This window comes from Stenotrophomonas bentonitica (assembly GCF_002887735.1).
In the GTDB taxonomy this organism is placed as follows: domain Bacteria; phylum Pseudomonadota; class Gammaproteobacteria; order Xanthomonadales; family Xanthomonadaceae; genus Stenotrophomonas; species Stenotrophomonas bentonitica_A.
Genome location: NZ_PKQP01000005.1, coordinates 236950 through 258449 on the forward strand (window position 1 = coordinate 236950; position 21500 = coordinate 258449).

A 21500-nucleotide genomic window follows, 5' to 3' on the forward strand; every position below is an offset into this window, starting at 1 on the left:
AACGTGACCAGTAAGCAGAACCTTCGCATCAATGTGCTGGCAGCCGCCGTGCTGTCGTTGTCCGCAGGCGCCAGCGCCTATGCCGCGGGCCTGCCGGCCAAGGAGCCGGTGCGCCAGCCGGCTGCCGCCCAGGGCGCAGAGCGCATCATCGTCAAGTACCGCCCCGGCAGTGCCGCGGCCACGGATCGTTCGGCCAAGCTGACGGCCGTGCAGTCGGCGGTCGCCCGCGCCAGTGTCGGTGGCTCCGCCGCCGGGCGTGCCAGCGCGGTGAACCCGCAGATCGTGCGCAAGCTCGGTGTCGGTGCCGATCTGATCCGCCTGCAGGGCCGCTTGAGCCCGGCCGAACTGCAGAAGGTGCTGGCCGAGATCAAGGCCGATCCTTCCGTGCAGTACGCCGAAGTGGACGTGAAGCTGCAGCGCACCGATGTGCGCCCGCGCGACGCGACCCCGCAGCTGGTGCCGAACGATCCGTACTACGCGCAGTACCAGTGGCATCTGAACAGCGCTACCGGCGGCATCAATGCGCCGGCCGCGTGGGACATCGCCCAGGGCGAAGGCGTAGTGGTGGCGGTGCTCGATACCGGCATCCTGCCGCAGCATCCGGACTTCTCCGGCAATCTGCTGGAAGGCTACGACTTCATCAGCGACGCGGAGACCTCCCGCCGCGCCACCGATGACCGCGTGCCCGGCGCGCTGGATTACGGTGACTGGGTGGAGAACGACAACGAGTGCTATGCCGGCTCGCTGGCCGATGACAGTTCCTGGCACGGCACCCACGTGGCCGGCACCATCGCCGAATCCACCAACAATGGCGTCGGCATGGCAGGCGTCGCGTACAAGGCCCGCGTGCTGCCGGTGCGCGTGCTCGGCAAGTGCGGCGGCTACCTCTCCGACATCGCCGATGCGATCACCTGGGCCTCCGGCGGCACCGTTGCCGGGGTTCCGGCCAATGCCAACCCGGCCGAGGTCATCAACATGAGCCTGGGCGGTGGCGGCGCATGCGATGCGCTCTACCAGGACGCCATCAACGGTGCGGTATCGCGGGGCACCACCGTGGTGGTCGCCGCCGGCAACTCGGCCTCCAACGCGGCCAACTTCCGGCCGGCCAGCTGCGCCAACGTGGTGGCGGTCGGTGCCACCCGCATCACCGGCGGCATCGCCTACTACTCCAACTTCGGCCCGGTGGTGGATCTGTCCGGCCCGGGCGGCGGCGGCAGCGTAGACGGCAACCCGGGCGGTTACGTGTGGCAGTCCGGCTACAACGGCCTGACCACGCCGACCTCCGGTGCCTACAGCTACATGGGCATGGCGGGTACGTCGATGGCCTCTCCGCACGTTGCGGCGGTGGCGGCGCTGGTGCAGGGCGCGGTCGCCGCGGCCGGCAAGGATCCGCTCACCCCGGCCGCGCTGGAAGCACTGCTCAAGCAGACCGCGCGGGCGTTCCCGGTGACCATCCCGACCGCCACCCCGATCGGCACCGGCATCGTCGATGCCAAGGCGGCCCTGGACAAGGCGCTGGAAGAAGAGTGCACCGAGAACTGCGGCCCGGTGGCGACCCCGCTGACCAACAAGGTCGCCGTGGGTGGCCTGAGCGGCGCCGGTGGCAGCGAAGTGCTTTACAGCTTCGAGGCGCAGGCCGGCAAGGTACTGAGCCTGCTCACCTATGGCGGCAGCGGCAACGTCTCGGTGTATGTGAGCCAGGGCAAGGAGCCGACCGCGACCGCGTTCGATGCCAAGTCCACGCGGCCGGGCAACAGTGAAACCGTGCGCTTCACCGCACCGGTGGCCGGAACGTATTACATCAAGGTGGTGGGCGAGTCCGCGTTCAGCGGCGTGAGCATTCTCGCCAACCAGTAATACGGGTCAAACGCCACGGGAGTCCGTCATGTGACGGGCTCCCGTTTTTACATCTGGACGGTGTGGAATCCCGCGTACGATCGCGGTGAACTGCTAAAGTCGCAGCGGTTGCCAGGAGAAGCTTCTTGAACGCGGTTGCCCAGGACCCCACTGCAGAATCCACCGCTGAATCCCGCATCGTCGGGGTATTGCTGGAGAAAGGCCGGCTCAAGGACAGCGATCTGGCCCGCGCGCGTCCGCTGCACCGTGAATCCGGTGGCAGCCTGCTCGGCCTGCTGGTCCGCCTGGGGCTGGTATCAGAGCGCGACCATGCACAGACCTGCGCCGAGGTTCTCGGCCTGCCGCTGCTCGACGCCAAGGCCGTGCCGGAATCGCCGCCCGAAGCGCTGCTGGACGGGCTGCCGCTGACGGTGCGATTCCTCAAGCAGTTCCATGTCTGCCCCCTCGCATTGCAGGACGACGCGCTGGATCTGTGGCTGTCCGATCCACAGGACCCGTATGCGGCCGATGCCGTGCAGCTGGCGATGGCGCTGCCGGTCCGCCTGCATGTCGGCCTGCGCTCGGAAATCGATGATCTGATCGAGCGCTGGTTCGGCCAGGGCCGCAGCGCGATGGGCGCGATCATCGAAACCGCGGACGGTGAAGGTGCGGCGGTCGACGACATCGAACACCTGCGCGACCTGGCGTCCGAAGCGCCGGTGATCCGGCTGGTCAACCTCGTGATCCAGCGGGCGGTGGAACTGCGCGCCTCCGATATTCATATCGAACCGTTCGAGAATCGCCTGAAGGTGCGCTACCGCGTAGACGGCGTGCTGATCGAAGGGGAAAGCCCGCCGGTGAATCTCACCGCTGCGGTGATCAGCCGCATCAAGATCATGGCGCGGCTCAACATCGCCGAACGTCGCCTGCCGCAGGACGGCCGCATCATGCTGCGCGTGCAGGGCAAGGAACTGGACCTGCGCGTGAGCAGCGTACCGACCGCGCACGGCGAAAGCGTGGTCATGCGTCTGCTCGACCGCGACACCGTTGTGTTCGATTTCCATCGATTGGGGTTCACCGAGGCGTTCCTGCCGCAGTTCCGCAAGGTGCTGGAACAGCCACACGGCATCCTGCTGGTCACCGGCCCGACCGGTTCGGGCAAGACCACCACGCTGTACACCGCGCTGAGCCAGCTCAATACCGCCGACGTCAAGATCATCACCGTCGAAGATCCGGTGGAGTACCAGATCGAAGGCATCAACCAGATCCAGGCCAAGCCGCAGATCGGGCTGGATTTCGCCAATGCGCTGCGCAGCATCGTGCGCCAGGACCCGGACATCATCATGATCGGTGAAATGCGCGACCTGGAAACCGCGCGCATCGCGATCCAGTCCGCGCTCACCGGCCACCTGGTGCTGTCCACGCTGCACACCAACAACGCCGCAGGCGGCATCACCCGCCTGCTCGACATGGGCGTGGAAGATTATCTGCTCACCTCCACCATCAATGGCATCCTGGCCCAGCGCCTGGTGCGCAGGCTGGAGCCCCAGCACGCCCAGCGCTATCGCGCATCGCCCGAAGAGATCGATAAATTCGGCCTGCGCCGGCTGCAGCCGGAGGGTGAGATTTTCCTGTATCGCGCGCAGCCCTCGGCGATCGCACCGACCGGGTACCTGGGCCGGACCACCATCGTGGAATTCCTGGTGATGAACGATGCGCTGCGCAGTGCGGTGATGCGTCGGGCCGGGATGGGCGAGATCGAGCAGATCGCGCGTGCCGCGGGCATGCGCACCATGTACGAAGACGGGCTGTCCAAAGCCCTGCAGGGCCACACCACGCTGGAAGAAGTGCTGCGCGTGACGGAGGATGCCTGATGCGTGCCTGCGGCCAATACCGGGTGGGTGGCTGAGCATGCCCCAGTACCGCTACAAGGCGCTCAATGCCCACGGCGAACTGTTCGATGGCCAGATGGAGGCAGCCAGCGAAGCGGAGGTCGCCGCGCGGCTGCAGGACCAGGGCCACATGCCGATGGAGGCACGTCTGGCCAGCGAGGGTGTCGCTGGGGCGTCGTCGTGGCTGGCGCTGCTGCGCCGCAAGCCGTTCGATGGCGGCGCGCTGGTGCAGTTCACCCAGCAGCTGGCCACGCTGCTCGGTGCCGGCCAGCCGCTGGACCGCGCGCTGAGCATCCTGCTGGAACTGCCCGAAGACGAGCGTACCCGCCGCGTCATCACCGACATCCGCGACATCGTGCGCGGTGGCGCACCACTCTCGACCGCGCTGGAACGCCAGCACGGATTGTTCTCCCGGCTGTACATCAACATGGTGCGCGCCGGTGAGGCCGGCGGCAGCCTGCACGACACCCTGCAGCGACTCTCGGATTACCTCGAGCGCAGCGCCGAGCTGAAAGGGCGCGTGATCAACGCGCTGATCTACCCGGCGATCCTGTTGGTGGTGGTCGGCGGTGCGCTGCTGTTCCTGCTGGGTTACGTCGTGCCGCAGTTCGCGCTGATGTACGAGAGCCTGGATGTCGCGCTGCCCTGGTTCACCCAGTGGGTGCTCACCGCCGGGCTGGTGGTGCGCGAAGGCTGGGTCATCATGATCGTGGTGCCGGCCGTGATCGCGCTGGTAGTGGAACGGCGGCTGCGGCAACCGGCCGCGCGCCTGGCCGTGGATGGCTGGCTGCTGCAGCGCAAAGGCATCGGCCCGCTGCTGGGCAAGCTGGAGACCGCACGCCTGGCCCGCACGCTGGGCACGCTGCTGCGCAACGGCGTGCCACTGCTGTCCGGCCTGGGCATCGCGCGCAATGTGTTGAGCAACCGCGCGCTGGCTGCCGACGTGGATGCCGCCAGCGACGAGGTCAAGAATGGCAACGGGCTGTCGGCCTCGCTGTCGCGGGGCAAGCGGTTTCCGCGGCTGGCACTGCAGATGATCCAGGTCGGCGAGGAATCCGGTGCGCTGGATACGATGCTGCTCAAGACCGCCGATACGTTCGAGCAGGAAAGCGCGCGCGCGATCGACCGTCTGCTGTCGGCACTGGTGCCGGTGATCACCCTGGTGCTGGCCTCGGTGGTCGGCCTGGTGATCGTGGCCGTGCTGGTGCCGCTGTACGACCTGACCAATGCCATCGGCTGACCGGCCGCTGGTCAACACCTCTACGATTCGATGCAAGGAGCCTGCCACATGCAACGCCGCCGCCTGACCCGCTTCTCTTCCGCGCGCCACCAGTCCGGCATGAGCCTGCTGGAAATCATCATCGTCATCGTGCTGATCGGCGCGGTGCTGACCCTGGTCGGCAGCCGAGTGCTCGGCGGCGCCGACCGCGGCAAGGCCAACATCGCCAAGGCGCAGGTGCAGACCATGGCCGGCAAGATCGACAACTACCAGCTGGACACCGGCAAGCTGCCGGCCAAGCTGGAGGATCTGGTCACCCAGCCCAGCGGCAGTGCCGGCTGGCTCGGTCCGTACGCCAAGCCGGCCGATCTCAACGACCCGTGGGGCCACGCGCTGGAGTACCGCGTCCCGGGCGAAGGCCAGCCGTACGACCTGATCAGCCTGGGCAAGGATGGCAAGGTGGGCGGCAGCAGTTACGACGCGGACATCCGGTACGAGTAATCGGCATTGCGAGCACTGTGGTCCATGCCGAGCAGACCGCCGCGCCGCGTGCCCACGGGCATGCATGCGCGTGGCCTGTCGTTGCTGGAAATGCTGCTGGTGGTCGCGCTGATCGCCATCATCGGCGTGGTCACCGCCACCGCGATGAACGGCGGCATCGACGGCATGCGCCTGCGCAATGCCGGCAAGGAAATCGCCACCCAGCTGCGTTACACGCGTACCCAGGCGATCGCTACCGGGCAGACCCAGCGCTTCGTGATCGACCCGCGTGCGCGGACGTGGCAGGCGGCCAACGGCCGCCACGGGCAGATTCCGGCGGCGTTGGATGTACGGTTCCGTGGCGCCGGCCAGCTCGGTGCCGCACCCGGGCAGGGCGCGATCGCCTTCTTCGCCGACGGCGCCGCCAGTGGCGGCACCATCGAAGTGAGCACGCGGGGCGCAGCCTGGGACATCCACGTGGGCTGGATCACCGGCGAAGTGCGTGCCGGCCCGCGCCGGGAGGGCCGATGAGGCGCCAGCGTGGGTATTCGCTGCTGGAGGTGATCATCGCCTTCGCGCTGCTGGCGCTTGCGCTGACCCTGCTGCTGGGCAGCCTGTCCGGCGCGGCGCGCCAGGTCGGGCAGGCCGACGTGCGCAGCCGCGCGACACTGTATGCGCAATCATTGCTGGCCAGCACGGGGGTGGAAAGCCCCTTGCAGGAAGGCAGCACGCAGGGAGAGTGGGAGCAGGGCAGGTACCGCTGGCAACTGCAGGTGGCGCCCTACCAGGAGCCCCGCAGCGCTACCGGTCCGGTCACGGTGGACGTTGGCGGCCCGACCCTGGCACAGATCACCCTGCAGGTACGCTGGGGCGAGGGCAATGGCGAGCAGCTGCAATGGCGCAGCCTGCGCCTGTTGCCGCCGGTGCCGGGCGCACCACGATGACAGCACGCGCACGCCGGGCCGCCGGCTTCACCCTGATCGAAATCCTGCTGGCGACCGCCTTGCTCGTCGGCGGCCTGGCGTTGGCCTTCGCCACCGTGCGCTCGGCCATGGCGATCAGCCAACGCGGCGAGCGCATGGCCGCGCAGAACGAGCGCATGCGCGCGGTGGAAGGTTTCCTGCGGCGGCGCCTGTCCACCGCACTGGTGATCGCGACCACCCCGCCGGACCCGACCCGCGATCCGGTGTATTTCATGGGCGAGCCGCAGCGCATGCTGTTCGTCTCGGATCTGCCGGGCTATCTGGGTCGCGGCGGGCCGTATGCACACGAGCTGCAGGTCCGCCACGCCGCGGGCGCCGAGCAGCTGGAGGTCGCGCTGACCCTGCTGCAGAACGGCGAGGCGATCGAGGAAGATCCGCCACGCCCGCCGGAAATGCTGGCCGATCAGCTGCGCGAGGTGCGCTTCCGTTATCGCGGCACCGACCCGCGCACTGGTCAGTTGACGCCGTGGCTGGACCGCTGGGATGACACCCGCCGCCTGCCGTTGCTGGTCTCGATCGAGATCGTGCCGCTGCAGGGGCCGGCCTGGCCGCCGATGATCGCCGCGCTGCCACCGTCACGTGGGGATCGCCCATGAGGCCGGTACGTGGCGCCGCGCTCGTCCTGGTGTTGTGGCTGATCGCCCTGCTGACCGCGGTGGTCGGCGCGTTCGCCCTGAGCGCGCGCGTGGAGCACATGCAGCAGCGCGTGATCGGTGACGATGCCATCGGGCAGGAGTACGCGCGCGCAGGGCTGGAGTACGCGCTGCACCGCCTGCAGCCGCGCGCCGCCCAGCCGGCCTGGGTTGCCGATGGCCGCCGCTACCGGTGGACGTTCGATACGCGCCGGATCGATCTGACGATCCTCGATGAGAACGGCAAGATCAATCTGAACCTGGCCGACGTGAGCCTGCTCAACGCGTTCCTGCGTGCGATGGGGGAGGAGCCCGGGCGCGCCCAGCAGTTGGCCGGCGCCATCGTCGACTGGCGTGACGCGGACAGCCTCAAACAGCCCGGTGGCGGCGCGGAGACGCCCGATTACCTCGCCGCCGGGCTGCCCTACGGCGCACGCAACGCGCGCTATGAGACGGTCGGCGAGCTGCAGCGCGTGCTCGGCATGGAGGCGGACCTGTATGCGCGGATCGAGCCGATGCTGACCCTGTACAGCCGCCAGGCACGGCCTGACCCGCGCGTTGCCGCGGGCCCGGTGCTGACCGCACTGGGGCTGGATGCAGAGCGCCTGCTGGCCGAACGCGAACGCGCGGCCGCCGCTGATGAAGCTGGATTGCCGGTCGCGCCGCTTGCAGGTGGCAGTGGCACCTATAGTATCGAGAGTCGCGCCACGGACGAACGCGGCCGGGTATCGGTACTGCGCGCCGTGGTGCGGATGGGGTCGGCAGGCACGCCGGGAACGGCTTACACAGTACTTCGCTGGGAACAGGGAATGGCAGCAAGATGACGGCATGGCGTGACAGTCTGGTGCGGGCCCGCGGGCGCGTGTCGCCCGGCGTGGGCAGCAGCCTGCGCTGGTGGCGGCAGTCGTTGCTGGCCTGGCTGCCGGTTCGGTGGCAATGGGCGATGGGCTGGTCGCGTTCGCGCCTGCTGCTGCTGCGCGAGGGCGAGGTACTGCGCCTGCAGCGACAGACCGGCGAGCAGATCGAGGCCATCGCGGAGCTGCCGTGGCCCGTCCCGCCCGCCGCGCTCGATGGCGTGCTCGATGCGCGCCTGCGCAGCCTGCCCCGGCACTGGTTGCTGCCGGTCGGGAGCGTGCTGCGCCGTCCGCTGCGCTTGCCGGCGGCCGCCGCCGAGCGGCTGCGCGATGTGGTCGGATTCGAAATCGATCGGCAGACCCCGTTCGATGCCAGCCAGGTCAGCTATGACGTGCGCGAGCTCGGGGCCTTGCCGGATGGCCAGCTGCAGGTCGAGCTGGTGGTGATCCCGCGCGCGCAGCTGGACCAGTGGGCGCAGCAGGCCGGGCCATGGGCACAGGCGGTGGCCGGCGTCGATGCAGTGGATGCCGCTGACCGGCCGCTCGACGTCAACCTGCTGCCGCTGGCGCAGCGGCAGCCCTGTCGCGACCCGATGGCCCGCTGGAACTGGCTCCTGGCCGCGAGCACGATCGTGCTGCTCGCGCTGGCCGGCCACCAGCTGCTGGACAACCGCCAGGCCGCGGCGGACCAGCTGCGCGCACAGGTGGATGACGCCGCGCGTGATGCGCGCCGGGTCGCGGCCGAGCGCCAGCAGTTGCAGAGCCTGGTCGAAGGCGCCGCGTTCCTGGAAGGCCGGCGCGGCGAGCACGCTAGTACCGTGGAACTGTGGAACGAGCTGACCCGCCTGCTGCCCGATGGCACCTATCTGGAAAAACTCTCGATCGAAGGCAACACACTGCAGTTGATCGGGCTCAGCCGCGAAGCCTCGCAGTTGGTGCCGCTGCTGCAGGACTCGCCGCTGTGGCGCAAGGTCAACCTGACCGGCGTGCTGCAGGCCGATGGGGCAACCAGCGGCCGCGACCGTTTCACGCTGACGGCCGAGCTGCAGCCGCTGCCCGGTGCGGCCCCGCCCGCGAAGGAGGTTGCCGATGGCAGCACAACCGACGCGCCGTGATCGCTGGCTCGCGCTTGGCCTGCTGCTGGCGGTGATCGCCGTGGCGTACCTGCTGCTCGTGCACCCGTGGTTGACCCGCCCCCTGCTGGCGATCAATGCCGACATCGCCGCCGTGCAGGAGCGCCAACAGCGCGTGGATGCGCAGCTGGCGCAGCGCGGGCAGATCGCCACCCAACTGCGCGAGGTGCAGGCCGCCCTCGAGGGCCGCCCTGGCTTCCTGCGCGAGGCCACTGCCGAATCGGCCGCCGCGGCGCTCTCCAGCCGCCTGCAGGATGCGGTGGCGTCGGCCAGCCCGGGCAACCGCAGCTGCACGATCAGCAATCGCACCCCGCTGCCCGATGCCAACCGCGAGGCTGCCTTCCCGCGTGTGGCCCTGCAGGTGCGCCTGCGCTGCGGCGTGCCGGAAATGGCGGCCGTGCTGCACACGCTGGAGACCGGCAGCCCGCGCCTGTTCGTGGAGAACCTCAACCTGCTCGCGCAGCGCTTCCAGCAGTCGCCCAGCGAAACCGGCACCGGCCTGGATGTGTCCTTCGAACTGGTCGGTCATCTGCGCCCCGGCGCAGCGCTGGCGCCTGACGCGCCCGCGCCGGCCCCACTGCCACCGCCGTCCGGGCAGGATGCCGGGCAGGACGGCGGCCCGGATGCGGCCCCGCCCAGCGATGCAGCCGAGCCCGCGCCCGCACCGGACGCTGCCGGGGAGGCCCAGCATGAAGCTTGAAGCAGCTGGCCTGCGGACCTGGTGGCTGGGCGGCATCGCCCTGTGGGCGCTGGCGATCTGGATCGCCACGCTGTTCGGCCTGGGCCAGCGCATCGCGCCGGCCACGGACGGCGATATGGGCCCTGCGCCGCTGCCCCACCTGGCTCCCGCCGCGCCCGAGCGGATGAGCTCGGCCAGCACCTATGCCCAGATCGGCGCCCGCCCGCTGTTCGCCGAAGATCGCCAACCGCGCCCGTACCTGCTCGGTGGCACCGAACAGGGCACCGCCAGCAGCGTGTCACTGACCGGCGTGCTGCTTACACCGGGTTTCGGGATGGCGATCCTGACCACCGACCAGCGCCAGTCGCTGCGACTGCGGCTGAATGGTGAAGCGGTGAACGGCTGGCAGCTGCTGGCGCTGGAACCGCGTCGCGCCACCGTCAGTGGCCCCGGTGGCACGCAGGTCCTGGAATTGCCGGTGTTCAATGGGCAAGGCGGTGAACCACCGACGGTGCTGGGCGCTACGCCGCTCACCGCGGTGCCTCCGGCCGGTGCCGGCGCGCGCCCGATCAATGGCGCCGCAGCGATGCCCGCACCGGCGCCGGGCGCATCACCTGCGCCGCAGGCAGCGACGCCATCGAATGCGGGGGCCCCCGCGCAGAACGCGCAGGGTCCCAGCGAAGCCGACATGAAGGCGATCCGCGAGCGCATCCAGGCGCGTCGCCAGCAATTGCAGCAGCAACAGCAGCAGTCGCAGCAACCGCCCGCGGGCGGCTCCGGCCACAACCCTTAGAGTGACAGCATGACCCTGCGCCTTTTTCCCGTGTCTTTCCTTGTCGCCCTGCTGGTGGGCTGCACCACCGTGCCCGCGCCCGAGGTACGCCGCGATGCGGTGCTCGACATCCACCAGGTGGTCGCCGGTGACGGATCCCGTGAAGGCGTCGAGGCCGAGCCGCTGGGCAGCGCCGGCACCCCGCAGGCGGTGATCCGCCGTGGCACCGGCACCATGATCAACCGCAGTGCCGCGGCCGCGCCGCAACCGTCGCTGGGCAATGCCTCCACCGGCAACGCCACCTTCAACTTCGAAGGCGAATCGGTGCACGCGGTGGTCAAGGCGATCCTCGGTGACTTCCTGGGCCAGAACTACGTGATCGCGCCGGGCGTGCAGGGCACCGTGACCCTGGCCACGCCCAAGCCGGTCTCCTCGGCGCAGGCATTGAACCTGCTGGAAATGGTGCTGGGCTGGAACAACGCGCGCATGGTCTACAGCGCCGGCCGCTACAACATCGTGCCCGCCGACCAGGCACTGGCCGGTACGGTCTCGCCGAGCACGGCGTCGCCGGCCAATGCGCGCGGCTTCGAAGTGCGCGTGGTGCCGCTGCAGTACATCTCGGCCACCGAAATGAAGAAGGTGCTGGAGCCCTACGCGCGCCCGAATGCCATCGTCAACGTCGACAACGGCCGCAATGTGATCACCCTCGGCGGCACCCGTAGCGAGCTGGAGAACTACCTGCGCACGGTGGAGATCTTCGACGTGGACTGGCTCTCGGGCATGTCCGTGGGCGTGTTCCCGATCCAGTCCGGCAAGGCCGAACAGGTTGCCGCCGATCTGGAGAAAGTGTTCGGCGAGGAGAGCAAGACGCCCAGCGCCGGCATGTTCCGCTTCCTGCCGCTGGAGAATGCCAATGCGGTGCTGGTGATCACCCCGCAGGCGCGCTACCTGGACCAGATCCAGCAGTGGCTGGACCGCATCGATACCGCCGGCGGCAATGCGCGGCTGTTCTCCTATGAACTGCGTTACGTCAAGGCCAAGGACCTGGCCGAACGCCTGGCCGAAGCCTTCGCCAACGAGAATGGCCGCAGTGGCCGTGGCAGCAGTTCGCTGGCGCCGGGCGCCTCGCCGATGGATATCGGCAGCCGCGATGGCAACAACAACACCAACGGCAATTTTTCCAACACCGGCAGCAGCACGGGGAGCAGCCGCGGCGGGCTGGGCGATGGCACGATGAACCTGCCGCAGCGCCAGTCCGGCAACGCCAGCTTCAGCCTGGAAGTGCAGGGCGATACGGTCGGCGTCTCGGCCGTGGAGGAAACCAACACCCTGCTGGTGCGCTCCACCCCGCAGGCCTGGCGTTCGATCCGCGAAGTGATCGAGAAGCTCGACGTGATGCCGATGCAGGTGCACATCGAAGCGCAGGTTGCCGAGGTCGCGCTGACCGGCGACCTCAGCTACGGCGTGAACTGGTTCTTCGAACAGGCCGTGACCACCGGCAAGACCGAGAGTGGCATCGACCTGCCCAGTGCTCTGGGTCGCTCGATCTGGGGCAGCATCTCCGGCACCGTCGGCGATGGCGGGGTGGGCTGGACCTTCCTCGGCAAGAATGCCGCCGCCGTGGTCAGCGCACTGGACAAGGTCAGCAACCTGCGGCTGCTGCAGACGCCGTCGCTGTTCGTGCGCAACAACGCCGAAGCCACCCTCAACGTCGGCACCCAGATCCCGATCAACTCGGTCTCGGTCAATACCGGCATCGGCGGCGACAACACCTACAGCCAGGTCCAGTACCTGGACACCGGCGTGATCCTCAAGGTGCGCCCGCGCATCACCCGCGATGGCGTGGTGTTTCTGGATATCGTGCAGGAGGTGAGTTCGGCCGGCGCGATCCCGAGCGGCTGCGACCCGACCCGCACCACCTGCAACCCGCCGATCAATACCCGCAAGATCTCCACCGAAGCGGCCGTGCAGAGTGGCGACACCATCATGCTTGCCGGGCTGATCACCAACTCCGACGATGATGGCGCCAATGGTGTGCCTGGCCTGAGCAGGATCCCGGTCATCGGGGCGCTGTTCGGCAGCAAGACGAAGAAGTCCGGGCGTTCCGAAGTGATCGTGCTGCTGACCCCGACCATCGTGCGCAACGCGCAGGAGTCGCGCAACCTGACCGACGAGTACAGCAGCCGCTTCCGCGCGATGGAGCCGTTCCCCGAGCACAAGGGCAAGCGCTGAGTGCTGCCCGGCCCCGGCTGTCACCGCAGGGGCCGATCTTGCTACGCTGGCCCCGCCCAGGGGAGCCCGCGATGACACAGCGACACGGCGAAGACGGCAGTACGCAGAGGTCCGCATGAGCACGGTCGTCCTGCTGCCGATCGGGGTCGACGATGCCGCGCTGGACCGTTGCCTGGCTGCCCTGGACGCCGGTACCGCGCCGGGGACCGCCATCTGGCTGGCCGATGATGGCCAGGCCGGGCCGCGGGCCCAGGCCGTGATCGAGCACTGGCTCACGCACACCCCGCTGCAGGCCGAGTACACCCGCCGTGCCCGCGCCATCGGCGAAGTGGCCCATCTGGATGAAATGCTGGCTGCCTGCGCCGGGGCCGATGTGGTGGTGCTGGCGCCGGACGCGATTCCGGCACCGGGCTGGCTGCAGCAGCTGCAGGCCTGCCTGGCCCGCGATGCCTCGATCGGCTCGGCCACGCCGTGGTGCAACGCCGGCGAGACGGCGGCCTGGCCGCGCCTGGGGGAAATCAACCCATTACCGGGTGACCTGGATCTGGCCCCGTTGGCGCAGGCCTGCGCGGCGATGCCGCCGCTGCATCCGGAGTTGCCGTGTGCCGTGACCCATGCAGTGCTGTTGCGCGGCAATGCGCGGCGCAGGGCCGGCGGGCTGGACATGCACAGCTATGCCTCGTGGAATGCCGCGCTGATCGACCTGAGCCTGCGCATGGCCGGGCTTGGCTGGCGCAACGCGCTGTGCGAGACCGCCTTCGTCGCCCGCGTGGCCGAAGGCGTGACCGGCGAGGGCGACATGGACGCGCTCGCCACGCGCTGGCCCGGTTGGCCGCCGCGGTTGGCGGGCTTCCTGATGGCCGACCCACTGCAGCAGGCACGCCACGATCTGCAGCAGCATCACCGGCAGGCGATAATGCCCAAGGCGCAGGGCGATCTGTTCGCGCCGCCTGTCACTGCCGCCCCGGAGCCGCCCGTTTGAGTCCTGCCATCGCCGCCATCATCGTCAGCTACCAGAGCGCCAGCACGCTGGATGCCTGCCTGCTGCGCCTGCGCGAGGCGCGCGACATCGCCGAGATCCGCGTGGTCGACAACGATTCCACCGATGGCACCCTGGAGATCGTGCAGCGCCACGCCAGCGCCGATCCGCGGGTGCGCTTCATTGCCAACCCGGACAACCCCGGATTCGCCGCCGCCAACAACCAGGGCGTGGCCGACAGCCAGGCACCGTGGTTGGCCTTCATCAATCCGGACCTGATGGTCGGTCCCGATACCCTGGCCCTGTTGCGCGAACGCGGGATGCCGCTGGGCGACTGCCTGCTGGGCGTGGAACAGGTCGACGAAGACGGCCGCCCCGACGATGCGGTGCGCCGCCGTGACCCGGATTTCGCCGCGATGCTGCGCAACCCCGGGCAGGGCGGAAAGCTGGCGATCCCGGTTGACCGCAGCCAGCCGCTGCAGGTCGTGCTGGCCCTGTCCGGCGCCCTGCTGTTGATGCCGCGCGCGCTGTTCGACCGGATCGGCGGCTGGGATGCGGGCTATCGCCTGCACGCCGAGGATCTGGACCTGTGCCGGCGCGCACGCGAGGCCGGCGCGGTGATCGCGATCGCCAACGACCTGCAGGTCACCCATGTACGCGGTGTCTCCAGCCGCTCACGGCCGTTCTTCGTGGAATGGCACAAGCACCGGGGGCTGTGGCGCTACTTCCGGAAATTCGAGGCGCCGCAACGCGCCTGGCCGGTGCGCTGTGCCGTGTGGGGCGCGATCTGGGCGCATGCGCTGGCGCAGGTGCCGCGTCTGCTCCGCCGCCGGTAGAGGCCCGCGCACTCGCTTCGGCACCGGGGCGATACCTGCCGTGAACGCATTCCACGCTGCGGGCACCGGCCGTTGGTCGTACCCGGTGGCGGGCGCATAATCCCCAGCATGATCATCCAGTCCCTGCTCGACACCGACCTGTACAAATTCACCATGATGCAGGCGGTGCTGCATCAGTACCCCGGCGCGCAGGTGCAGTACCGGTTCAAGTGCCGGACCCCGGGCATCGACCTGGCGCAGTTCATCGACCAGATCAACGCCGAGATCGACCACCTGTGCAGCCTGCGATTCAGTGCCGAAGAGCTGGACTACGTGCGCGGCCTGCGTTTCGTCAAACCGGACTTCGCCGATTTCCTCGGCCTGTTCCACCTGGACCGCAAGTACATCGCGCTGCGCCCCTCGGCCACCGTCCCGGGTGAGATCGAGCTGGACATCACCGGCCCCTGGCTGCACACCATCCTGTTCGAGGTGCCGCTGCTGGCGATCATCAACGAGGTCTGGTTCCGCAATACCACCGATTCGGACTTCAGCGAGGGCGAGCGCCGCCTGCAGGCCAAGACCGCGCTGCTGCGCGATACGCCCGGTTTCGAGCTGTGCCGGATCGCCGATTACGGCAGCCGCCGGCGCTACTCGCGCGAGTGGCACGGGCGCATGCTGCCGATGCTGCGCGATGCGCTGGGCGCGCAGTTCGTGGGCACCAGCAACGTGCACTTCGCCCGCCTGTACGGCATGACCCCGCACGGCACCATGGCCCACGAGTACCTGCAGGCCTTCCAGGCGCTTGGCCCGCGGCTGCGCGATTCGCAGGTGGCGGCGCTGGAATCGTGGGCACGCGAGTACCGCGGTGACCTGGGCATCGCGCTGTCCGATGTGGTCGGCCTGGAGGCGTTCCTGCGCGACTTCGACATGTATTTCTGCAAGCTGTTCGATGGCGTCCGGCATGATTCCGGCGACCCCTTCACCTGGGGCGACCGCATGCTGGCGCACTTCCACAGCCGCCGCGTGGACCCGCGCAGCAAGGTGCTGGTCTTCAGCGACGGGCTGAATATCGAAAAGGTCATGCAGCTGTTCGACTACTTCCGCGGCCGCTGCCAGGTGGCCTTCGGGGTGGGCACCCACCTGACCAACGACCTGGGCCCGACCCCGCTCAACATCGTGATCAAGATGGTCCGCTGCAACGGCCAGCCGGTCGCCAAGCTGAGCGATTCGCCCGGCAAGAGCATGTGCGATGACCCGGGGTATCTGGCCTACCTGCGGCAGGTGTTCGAGCTGCCGGCCGAGGCCTGACCCCGGCAACGGGTGGCACGCTTGGCCGCCGTCCGGCTCCGGCGCCGGGGCGGCCCGGTACGCACATCCGTTCAGCGAAGCGGTGGCGGGTGACGCGGCGGGTCAGGAAGCGACGCAGGGCGCTCGCTATGCAGGAAAGCCAGATGTGCCACAATATTGTGAGGCGTAGTTCACACTTTTGACCGACATCGATGCCGGTAATTGCCCGTATACCGCCTCTGCATCGTGGTTCGTCTAGGCTTTCCACATGAAGTCATCAGCATTGCTCGATTACTACCGGACCCACGCGTGCTCACGCCAGTGGCGCGGCTTCCTGCTGGCGCTCTGCGAAGAGTTCGACAGTGCGTTGCCCGATGCCGAACTGTCGCGGTTGATGGCGCGTATCGGTGAGCGCTTCGGCCGTGACCATGCGCTGCCGGCGGTCGCCACACTGGATGAACTGCAGCAGGCGGCCAATGCGGTGTGGTCCTCGACGGAATGGGGGCAGGTCGTGTTCGAGGAAGCCCCCGAACAGGTCCGCATCCACCACGCCGCCTCGCCGCTGTCAGCCGTCCTCGGCGCCCGGGCCGGGTGGGACACTGGGTTTCTGGAAGGTGTGTACCGCCAGTGGTTCCGGGCCGCCGGGATGATGTCGGTGCTGGATGTGCGCTATCTGCAGAGTGATCATCCCGATGTAGCTACCTACACGCTGTCGCGTGTGTTCTGACCCTCTCCCCCTTTCGATGGTGCCATGAGCAAGTTTCAGCAACCTGCCGATGCCGAGAGCCACGACGACGTGGCTGGTCTCTTCAACCGCCTGGGGGCTCGCGATGACACGCGTGCTTACCGGGATTTTTCCCACAGCCAGTCCCGCGTGAGCACGGTGGCCAAGCCGCGCGATGAGGTGCCGCCGCCGGTTCCGGCCGCGACGAACCTGCCGCCCGCGGTCACTCTCGCGCCGGTGACCACGCCGGTCCAGGCGACCACCGTGGAGACGCCGGCCACGGCCGCACCGGGGCGCAAGACACCGCTGGAGCAGTTGTTCCAGCGCCTGGCGGAGGCACGTAGCGCCACGCCGGGGCACAGCCCACTGAGCCGTCTGCGCCAGGGTTGAAACGTAGTCGGTGATCGTCCGTCGCGCCCAGCCGGGTGCGGCAACGGGATCGGCTGATGCAAGGGGATGCCGCGATCTGCGGCCGTGTTGGGGGAACATCATGAGCAAGTCATCCACCCCGAGAGGGGATGCCATTCTGGCCCGCCTGGCGCTGCTCGCGCTGGCGGTCGGCGGCGCCGTGCTGCTGGCCTTTGTGGTTACCGTCCCGATGGAGATCGGCCAGCAGTTCCTGTTCTCGGCCGTGGTGTTCCTGATCGCCCTGTGCCTGCGCAACCGCGAGAACCGGTTGATCCCGCTGGTGCTGATGGGGCTGTCGCTGGTGATGTCCACGCGCTACATGTACTGGCGCCTGACCGACACCATGGGCATGAGCAGCTTCGTCGACCTTACCCTGGGCCTGGGCCTGGTGGCCGCCGAGGTGTACTCCTTCATCGTGCTGGTGCTGGGCTACTTCCAGGTGGCATGGCCACTGCACCGCAAGCCGATGCCGCTGCCCGAAGACCAGTCGCTGTGGCCGAGCGTGGACGTATTGATCCCCACCTATAACGAGCCGCTTTCGGTGGTGCGTACCACCGTGCTCGCCGCGACCGTGCTGGACTGGCCGGCCGACAAGCTCAACATCTACCTGCTCGATGACGGCCGCCGCGATGAGTTCCGCGCGTTCTGCGAAGAAGTCGGGGTGCAGTACATCACCCGTACCAACAACAACCACGCCAAGGCCGGCAACATCAATGCGGCGTTGAAGAAGACCAGTGGCGAGTACGTGGCGATCTTCGACTGCGACCACATGCCGACCCGCTCGTTCCTGCAGATGTCGATGGGCTGGTTCCTGCACGACGAGAAGATGGCGGTGGTGCAGACCCCGCACTACTTCTTCTCGGCCGATCCGTTCGAACGCAACCTGGGCAACTTCGGCCGCGTGCCCAACGAAGGCGAGCTGTTCTACGGCCTGCTGCAGGACGGCAACGACCAGTGGAATGCGACCTTCTTCTGCGGCTCCTGCGCCGTGATCAAGCGTGCTCCGCTGGAGGAAGTGGGCGGTGTGGCGATCGAGACGGTGACCGAGGATGCGCATACCGCCATCCGCCTGCACCGTGCCGGCTACCGCAGCGCCTACATCCCGGTGCCGCAGGCGGCCGGCCTGGCCACCGAGAGCCTGTCGGCGCACGTCGGCCAGCGCATCCGCTGGGCGCGCGGCATGGCGCAGATCCTGCGGGTGGACAACCCGATGTTCGGCAAGGGCCTGAGCTTCGTGCAGCGGCTGTGCTACACCAACGCGATGCTGCACTTCTTCTATGGCCTGCCACGGATCATCTTCCTGACCGCGCCGCTGGCCTTCCTGTTCTTCGGCGCCCATGTCATCCACGCCTCGGCGCTGATGATCCTCGCCTACGCGCTGCCGCACATCGTGATGGCCAACCTGACCAACCTGCGTGTGCAGGGCAAGCATCGCCATCTGCTGTGGAACGAGGTGTACGAGACCACGCTGGCCTGGTACATCCTGCGCCCGACCCTGATGGCGGTGATCAACCCCAAGCTGGGCAAGTTCAACGTCACCGCCAAGGGCGGCCTGGTCCAGCGCAGCTACTTCGATGCGCAGATCGCCCGCCCGTACCTGTTGCTGCTGCTGTTGAACCTGGCCGGCGTGATCGCCGGCATCGTGCGGATGGTGATGGCCGAGACCAGCGGCGAGGTCAATACGATCTGGTTGAACCTGGGCTGGACCGTCTACAACATGATCATGCTTGGCGCGGTCATCGCCACCTCCAGCGAACAGCGCCAGATCCGCCGCGCGCACCGCGTGCCGCTGAACATGCGCGCCGTGCTGCATCTGCCTGATGGCCAGGCGCTGCCATGCCGCACGCTGAACTTCTCCACCGGTGGCATGGCGATCCGCCTGGACCAGGTGCAGCCGGTACAGCCGGGCACCCGCGTGGAGGTCGAGCTGGCTCATCGCCAGCGCAGCCAGCGGCTGCCGGCCGAAGTGCGGCATGACCGCGACGACCAGGGCATCAGCATCCAGTTCGGTGAGCTGAGCCTGGAGCAGGAGCGCTGGCTGGTCACGTCCACCTTCGCCCGTGCCGACATCTGGGTGAAGCTGTGGGGCCGCCACGACCGCGACACCTTCCTGCGTTCCACCACTGACGTCCTCAAGGCCAGCATGCGCGGCTTCCACCGCCTGGGCCAGTTCGTTTTCGCGGGCGGCCGCAAGGATGCCCCCACGCCGCCGCGCACCGGAGATTCCGCATGACCCGTCGTCACCGTTCCCTGTTCCGCCCGGTGCGCCTGCCGCGCCCGTCCGCCGCAGCGGTGGCGTTCACCCTGACCCTGCTGTGCGGGGCGGTCTATGCGCAGAGCCCGCCCGTGCCCGCGACAGCGCCCGCTGCCTTGCCAGCGACCACCCCGGCAGACGCCGCGCCGGCGGCGGTGATGCCCGCCACGCCGGCTGCAGGGACCCGGCAGAGCCGCTCCACGCTCAAGCAGCTCGGCATCGACTATGAGATCACCCTGCGCGGCATCCAGGGCACGGCCGGCGTGCCGTTCTCGATCCGCAACGACCAGGTGGTGGACCGCGCATCGCTGCATCTGAAATACAGCTATTCGCCAGCGCTGCTGCCAGACCTGTCGCACCTGAAGGTGACCGTCAATGACGTCACCGTGGCGACCCTGCCGACGCCGGTGGACCAGGCCGGCCGGATGATCGAGCGCGATATCGATATCGACCCGCGCATGATCATCGACTACAACCGCATCAACCTGCAGTTGATCGGCCACTACACACGCGAGTGCGAAGATCCCGATCACACCAGCCTGTGGGCCAACATCGACAGCGCCAGCTACCTGGAGCTGGGCTGGGCGCCGCTGCAGCTGACCAATGATCTGTCGCTGCTGCCGGTGCCGTTCTTCGACGCACGCGACACCAACCGGCTGGAACTCCCGTTCGTGTTCACCGGCCAGCCGGGGCAGGGCCTGCTGCAGTCGGCCGGCATCGTGTCGTCGTGGTTCGGCGCACTGGCCGGTTACCGTGGCGCGCTGTTCCCGGCCTCGATCGATACGGTGCCGATGGAAGGCAATGCGGTGGTCGTGGCCACCCCGCGCAATCCGCCGGCCGGCCTGGTGCTGCCCGACATCAGCGGGCCGACCCTGGCCGTGATCGCCAACCCCAACGATGCCAACGGCAAGCTGCTGCTGGTGCTGGGTCGCGATGATGCCGAACTGCGCATCGCCGCCACCGCGTTGACCTTGGGCGCGCCGCTGTCCGGCCCGACCGCAAGCATCGGGGACTTCAAGGAGATCGCGCCGCGCAAGCCGTACGACGCGCCGAACTGGATTCCCAGCGACCGGCCCGTGCGCGTGTCCGAACTGGTGCGGCAGACCAGCGAGTTGAACGTCGTCGGCTACCACCCGGACCTGATCCGCATCGGCCTGCAGCTGCCGCCGGATCTGTTCGTGTGGCGCCGCGACGGCATTCCACTGGACCTGCGTTACCGCTATACGCTGCCCGAAGGGGCGGACAAGTCAGCGCTGAACATCAGCATCAACGACGCCTTCGTTACCACCCTTCCGTTGAACGGTCGGCCGGCACCGCGCTCGGTCTCGGACATGGTGTGGAACAAGCTCAAGGCACCCGGCGCGATGCCGATCCAGCAGAAGGTGATGCTGCCGACCGGCCCGTTCTCGTCCAACAGCCAGCTGCGCTTCCACTTCTTCTTCGACCGCCCGCAGGCAGCCGAGTGCAAGAACACCTTCCCGGATGTCTCCGCGGCGATCGATGGCGACACCAGCATCGACCTGAGCGGTTTCGACCATTACATGGCGATGCCCAACCTGGCCGCCTTTGGCAACGCCGGTTACCCGTTCACGCGCCTGGCCGATCTGTCCGAGACCGTGCTGGTACTGCCGGACAACCCCAACGCCGATGACGTCGGCAATGTGCTGACCCTGCTCGGCCGCATGGGTGCCTCGACCGGCTACCCGGCGCTGCGCAACCGCATCATCGCCGCGCGCCAGGTCGGCGAGCACGCCGACCAGGACCTGGTGGTGCTGGGCTCGCGCCGCAGCCAGCCGCTGTTCGGCGAATGGGCGGCGCACCTGCCGATCGGCGAGGCGGGGCAGTCGCGCCGCGTGCAGCTCTCGGACTGGGTGTTTGAACGCATGCCCTCGTTCCTGTCGCCGGATGCGCGCCGCACCGATCTGCCCACCACGGCCGAAGTCTCCGTGCGTCCCGATGCCGGCGACGTCGTGTTGATGGGCTTCGAGTCGCCCCTGCGCAAGGGCCGCAGTGTGATCGCGGTGATGGCCGACGACCCGGCCCAGGTCAACCGGCTGTTCGAAGCATGGTTTGATCCGGACCGCCTGCGCGATTTCCAGGGCAGCGTGGTGCTGCTGCAGAAGGACAAGGTGCGCAGCCTGGCCGGCAACCAGAGTTACTACGTCGGCCACCTGCCGCCGCTGACCTGGCTGCGCTGGTACTTCTCGCAGAGCCCGCTGCTGCTCGGCGCCCTCGTCGGCCTGGCCTGCCTGTTGTTGGCGCTGATCGCGCGCTGGCTGCTCAAGCGCAACGCCAGGGCACGCATCGGGATGTCCGGCTGA

General features: G+C 68.4%; 19 protein-coding genes. All 19 read left to right on the forward strand.

What is annotated here, in order from left to right:
- The first annotated feature begins 3 nt into the window (after positions 1 to 3).
- The 19 genes from C0R07_RS11895 (at position 4) to bcsB (ending at position 21500) form a co-directional block, all read left to right on the forward strand.
- Positions 4 to 1857, forward strand: a complete 1854-nt coding sequence (locus tag C0R07_RS11895) for a S8 family peptidase (protein ID WP_026069677.1) — start codon at positions 4 to 6, stop codon at positions 1855 to 1857.
- Positions 1858 to 1982: 125 nt separating this feature from the next.
- On the forward strand, positions 1983 to 3710 hold the full coding sequence (gspE, locus tag C0R07_RS11900) for a type II secretion system ATPase GspE (protein ID WP_070471691.1): 1728 nt from the start codon (positions 1983 to 1985) through the stop codon (positions 3708 to 3710).
- Positions 3711 to 3747: 37 nt separating this feature from the next.
- Positions 3748 to 4968, forward strand: a complete 1221-nt coding sequence (gene xpsF / locus C0R07_RS11905) for a type II secretion system protein XpsF (RefSeq protein ID WP_070471692.1) — start codon at positions 3748 to 3750, stop codon at positions 4966 to 4968.
- Positions 4969 to 5016: 48 nt separating this feature from the next.
- Positions 5017 to 5448 carry a type II secretion system major pseudopilin GspG gene (gene gspG, locus C0R07_RS11910; protein WP_019182542.1) on the forward strand — a complete coding sequence of 144 codons (432 nt, stop codon included), beginning with the start codon at positions 5017 to 5019 and terminating at the stop codon, positions 5446 to 5448.
- A 24-nt stretch (positions 5449 to 5472) separates the two neighbouring features.
- Positions 5473 to 5958 carry a type II secretion system protein XpsH gene (gene xpsH, locus C0R07_RS11915; RefSeq protein ID WP_102789000.1) on the forward strand — a complete coding sequence of 162 codons (486 nt, stop codon included), beginning with the start codon at positions 5473 to 5475 and terminating at the stop codon, positions 5956 to 5958.
- Complete coding sequence (xpsI, locus tag C0R07_RS11920) at positions 5955 to 6371, forward strand: type II secretion system protein XpsI (RefSeq protein ID WP_070426591.1); 417 nt, start codon at positions 5955 to 5957, stop codon at positions 6369 to 6371. Before xpsH ends, xpsI begins: the two co-directional genes overlap by 4 nt.
- The gene (locus tag C0R07_RS11925) at positions 6368 to 7006 is read left to right on the forward strand and encodes a type II secretion system protein J (RefSeq protein ID WP_026069676.1); all 639 of its coding nucleotides are present in this window, start codon (positions 6368 to 6370) and stop codon (positions 7004 to 7006) included. Before xpsI ends, C0R07_RS11925 begins: the two co-directional genes overlap by 4 nt.
- Positions 7003 to 7866 carry a general secretion pathway protein GspK gene (locus C0R07_RS11930; RefSeq protein ID WP_046272732.1) on the forward strand — a complete coding sequence of 288 codons (864 nt, stop codon included), beginning with the start codon at positions 7003 to 7005 and terminating at the stop codon, positions 7864 to 7866. The genes C0R07_RS11925 and C0R07_RS11930 overlap by 4 nt, the downstream gene beginning before the upstream one ends.
- A complete protein-coding gene (locus C0R07_RS11935; RefSeq protein WP_102789001.1) occupies positions 7863 to 9011 on the forward strand; it encodes a PilN domain-containing protein in 1149 nt (382 codons plus the stop codon). Before C0R07_RS11930 ends, C0R07_RS11935 begins: the two co-directional genes overlap by 4 nt.
- Positions 8986 to 9729: a type II secretion system protein GspM gene (gene gspM / locus C0R07_RS11940; protein WP_254427830.1), complete on the forward strand. Its 744-nt coding sequence runs from the start codon at positions 8986 to 8988 to the stop codon at positions 9727 to 9729. Before C0R07_RS11935 ends, gspM begins: the two co-directional genes overlap by 26 nt.
- A complete protein-coding gene (locus C0R07_RS11945) occupies positions 9719 to 10501 on the forward strand; it encodes a general secretion pathway protein GspN (RefSeq protein ID WP_102789003.1) in 783 nt (260 codons plus the stop codon). The genes gspM and C0R07_RS11945 overlap by 11 nt, the downstream gene beginning before the upstream one ends.
- A gap of 9 nt (positions 10502 to 10510) precedes the next feature.
- The gene (gspD, locus tag C0R07_RS11950) at positions 10511 to 12712 is read left to right on the forward strand and encodes a type II secretion system secretin GspD (RefSeq protein WP_102789004.1); all 2202 of its coding nucleotides are present in this window, start codon (positions 10511 to 10513) and stop codon (positions 12710 to 12712) included.
- Between the two features lie 115 nt (positions 12713 to 12827).
- On the forward strand, positions 12828 to 13694 hold the full coding sequence (locus C0R07_RS11955; RefSeq protein ID WP_102789005.1) for a glycosyltransferase family 2 protein: 867 nt from the start codon (positions 12828 to 12830) through the stop codon (positions 13692 to 13694).
- Positions 13691 to 14527 carry a glycosyltransferase family 2 protein gene (locus C0R07_RS11960; protein WP_102789006.1) on the forward strand — a complete coding sequence of 279 codons (837 nt, stop codon included), beginning with the start codon at positions 13691 to 13693 and terminating at the stop codon, positions 14525 to 14527. The genes C0R07_RS11955 and C0R07_RS11960 overlap by 4 nt, the downstream gene beginning before the upstream one ends.
- A 108-nt stretch (positions 14528 to 14635) precedes the next feature.
- Positions 14636 to 15814, forward strand: a complete 1179-nt coding sequence (pncB, locus tag C0R07_RS11965) for a nicotinate phosphoribosyltransferase (protein ID WP_070471700.1) — start codon at positions 14636 to 14638, stop codon at positions 15812 to 15814.
- 247 nt (positions 15815 to 16061) lie between these two features.
- Positions 16062 to 16520 carry a cellulose biosynthesis protein BcsD gene (gene bcsD / locus C0R07_RS11970; protein ID WP_026069674.1) on the forward strand — a complete coding sequence of 153 codons (459 nt, stop codon included), beginning with the start codon at positions 16062 to 16064 and terminating at the stop codon, positions 16518 to 16520.
- A gap of 24 nt (positions 16521 to 16544) precedes the next feature.
- A complete protein-coding gene (locus tag C0R07_RS11975; RefSeq protein ID WP_102789007.1) occupies positions 16545 to 16907 on the forward strand; it encodes a hypothetical protein in 363 nt (120 codons plus the stop codon).
- A 100-nt stretch (positions 16908 to 17007) separates the two neighbouring features.
- The gene (bcsA, locus tag C0R07_RS11980) at positions 17008 to 19158 is read left to right on the forward strand and encodes a UDP-forming cellulose synthase catalytic subunit (protein ID WP_102789008.1); all 2151 of its coding nucleotides are present in this window, start codon (positions 17008 to 17010) and stop codon (positions 19156 to 19158) included.
- A complete protein-coding gene (gene bcsB, locus C0R07_RS11985; RefSeq protein WP_174704354.1) occupies positions 19155 to 21500 on the forward strand; it encodes a cellulose biosynthesis cyclic di-GMP-binding regulatory protein BcsB in 2346 nt (781 codons plus the stop codon). Before bcsA ends, bcsB begins: the two co-directional genes overlap by 4 nt.

Excerpts from the sequence above, each read along its gene's own strand:
- xpsF (WP_070471692.1), top strand. The coding sequence starts at position 3,748 with ATGCCCCAGTACCGCTACAAGGCGCTCAATGCCCACGGCGAACTGTTC.
- gspG (WP_019182542.1), top strand. The coding sequence starts at position 5,017 with ATGCAACGCCGCCGCCTGACCCGCTTCTCTTCCGCGCGCCACCAGTCC.
- xpsH (WP_102789000.1), top strand. The coding sequence starts at position 5,473 with ATGCCGAGCAGACCGCCGCGCCGCGTGCCCACGGGCATGCATGCGCGT.
- xpsI (WP_070426591.1), top strand. The coding sequence starts at position 5,955 with ATGAGGCGCCAGCGTGGGTATTCGCTGCTGGAGGTGATCATCGCCTTC.
- C0R07_RS11925 (WP_026069676.1), top strand. The coding sequence starts at position 6,368 with ATGACAGCACGCGCACGCCGGGCCGCCGGCTTCACCCTGATCGAAATC.
- C0R07_RS11930 (WP_046272732.1), top strand. The coding sequence starts at position 7,003 with ATGAGGCCGGTACGTGGCGCCGCGCTCGTCCTGGTGTTGTGGCTGATC.
- C0R07_RS11935 (WP_102789001.1), top strand. The coding sequence starts at position 7,863 with ATGACGGCATGGCGTGACAGTCTGGTGCGGGCCCGCGGGCGCGTGTCG.
- gspM (WP_254427830.1), top strand. The coding sequence starts at position 8,986 with ATGGCAGCACAACCGACGCGCCGTGATCGCTGGCTCGCGCTTGGCCTG.
- C0R07_RS11945 (WP_102789003.1), top strand. The coding sequence starts at position 9,719 with ATGAAGCTTGAAGCAGCTGGCCTGCGGACCTGGTGGCTGGGCGGCATC.
- gspD (WP_102789004.1), top strand. The coding sequence starts at position 10,511 with ATGACCCTGCGCCTTTTTCCCGTGTCTTTCCTTGTCGCCCTGCTGGTG.
- C0R07_RS11955 (WP_102789005.1), top strand. The coding sequence starts at position 12,828 with ATGAGCACGGTCGTCCTGCTGCCGATCGGGGTCGACGATGCCGCGCTG.
- pncB (WP_070471700.1), top strand. The coding sequence starts at position 14,636 with ATGATCATCCAGTCCCTGCTCGACACCGACCTGTACAAATTCACCATG.
- bcsD (WP_026069674.1), top strand. The coding sequence starts at position 16,062 with ATGAAGTCATCAGCATTGCTCGATTACTACCGGACCCACGCGTGCTCA.
- C0R07_RS11975 (WP_102789007.1), top strand. The coding sequence starts at position 16,545 with ATGAGCAAGTTTCAGCAACCTGCCGATGCCGAGAGCCACGACGACGTG.
- bcsA (WP_102789008.1), top strand. The coding sequence starts at position 17,008 with ATGAGCAAGTCATCCACCCCGAGAGGGGATGCCATTCTGGCCCGCCTG.
- bcsB (WP_174704354.1), top strand. The coding sequence starts at position 19,155 with ATGACCCGTCGTCACCGTTCCCTGTTCCGCCCGGTGCGCCTGCCGCGC.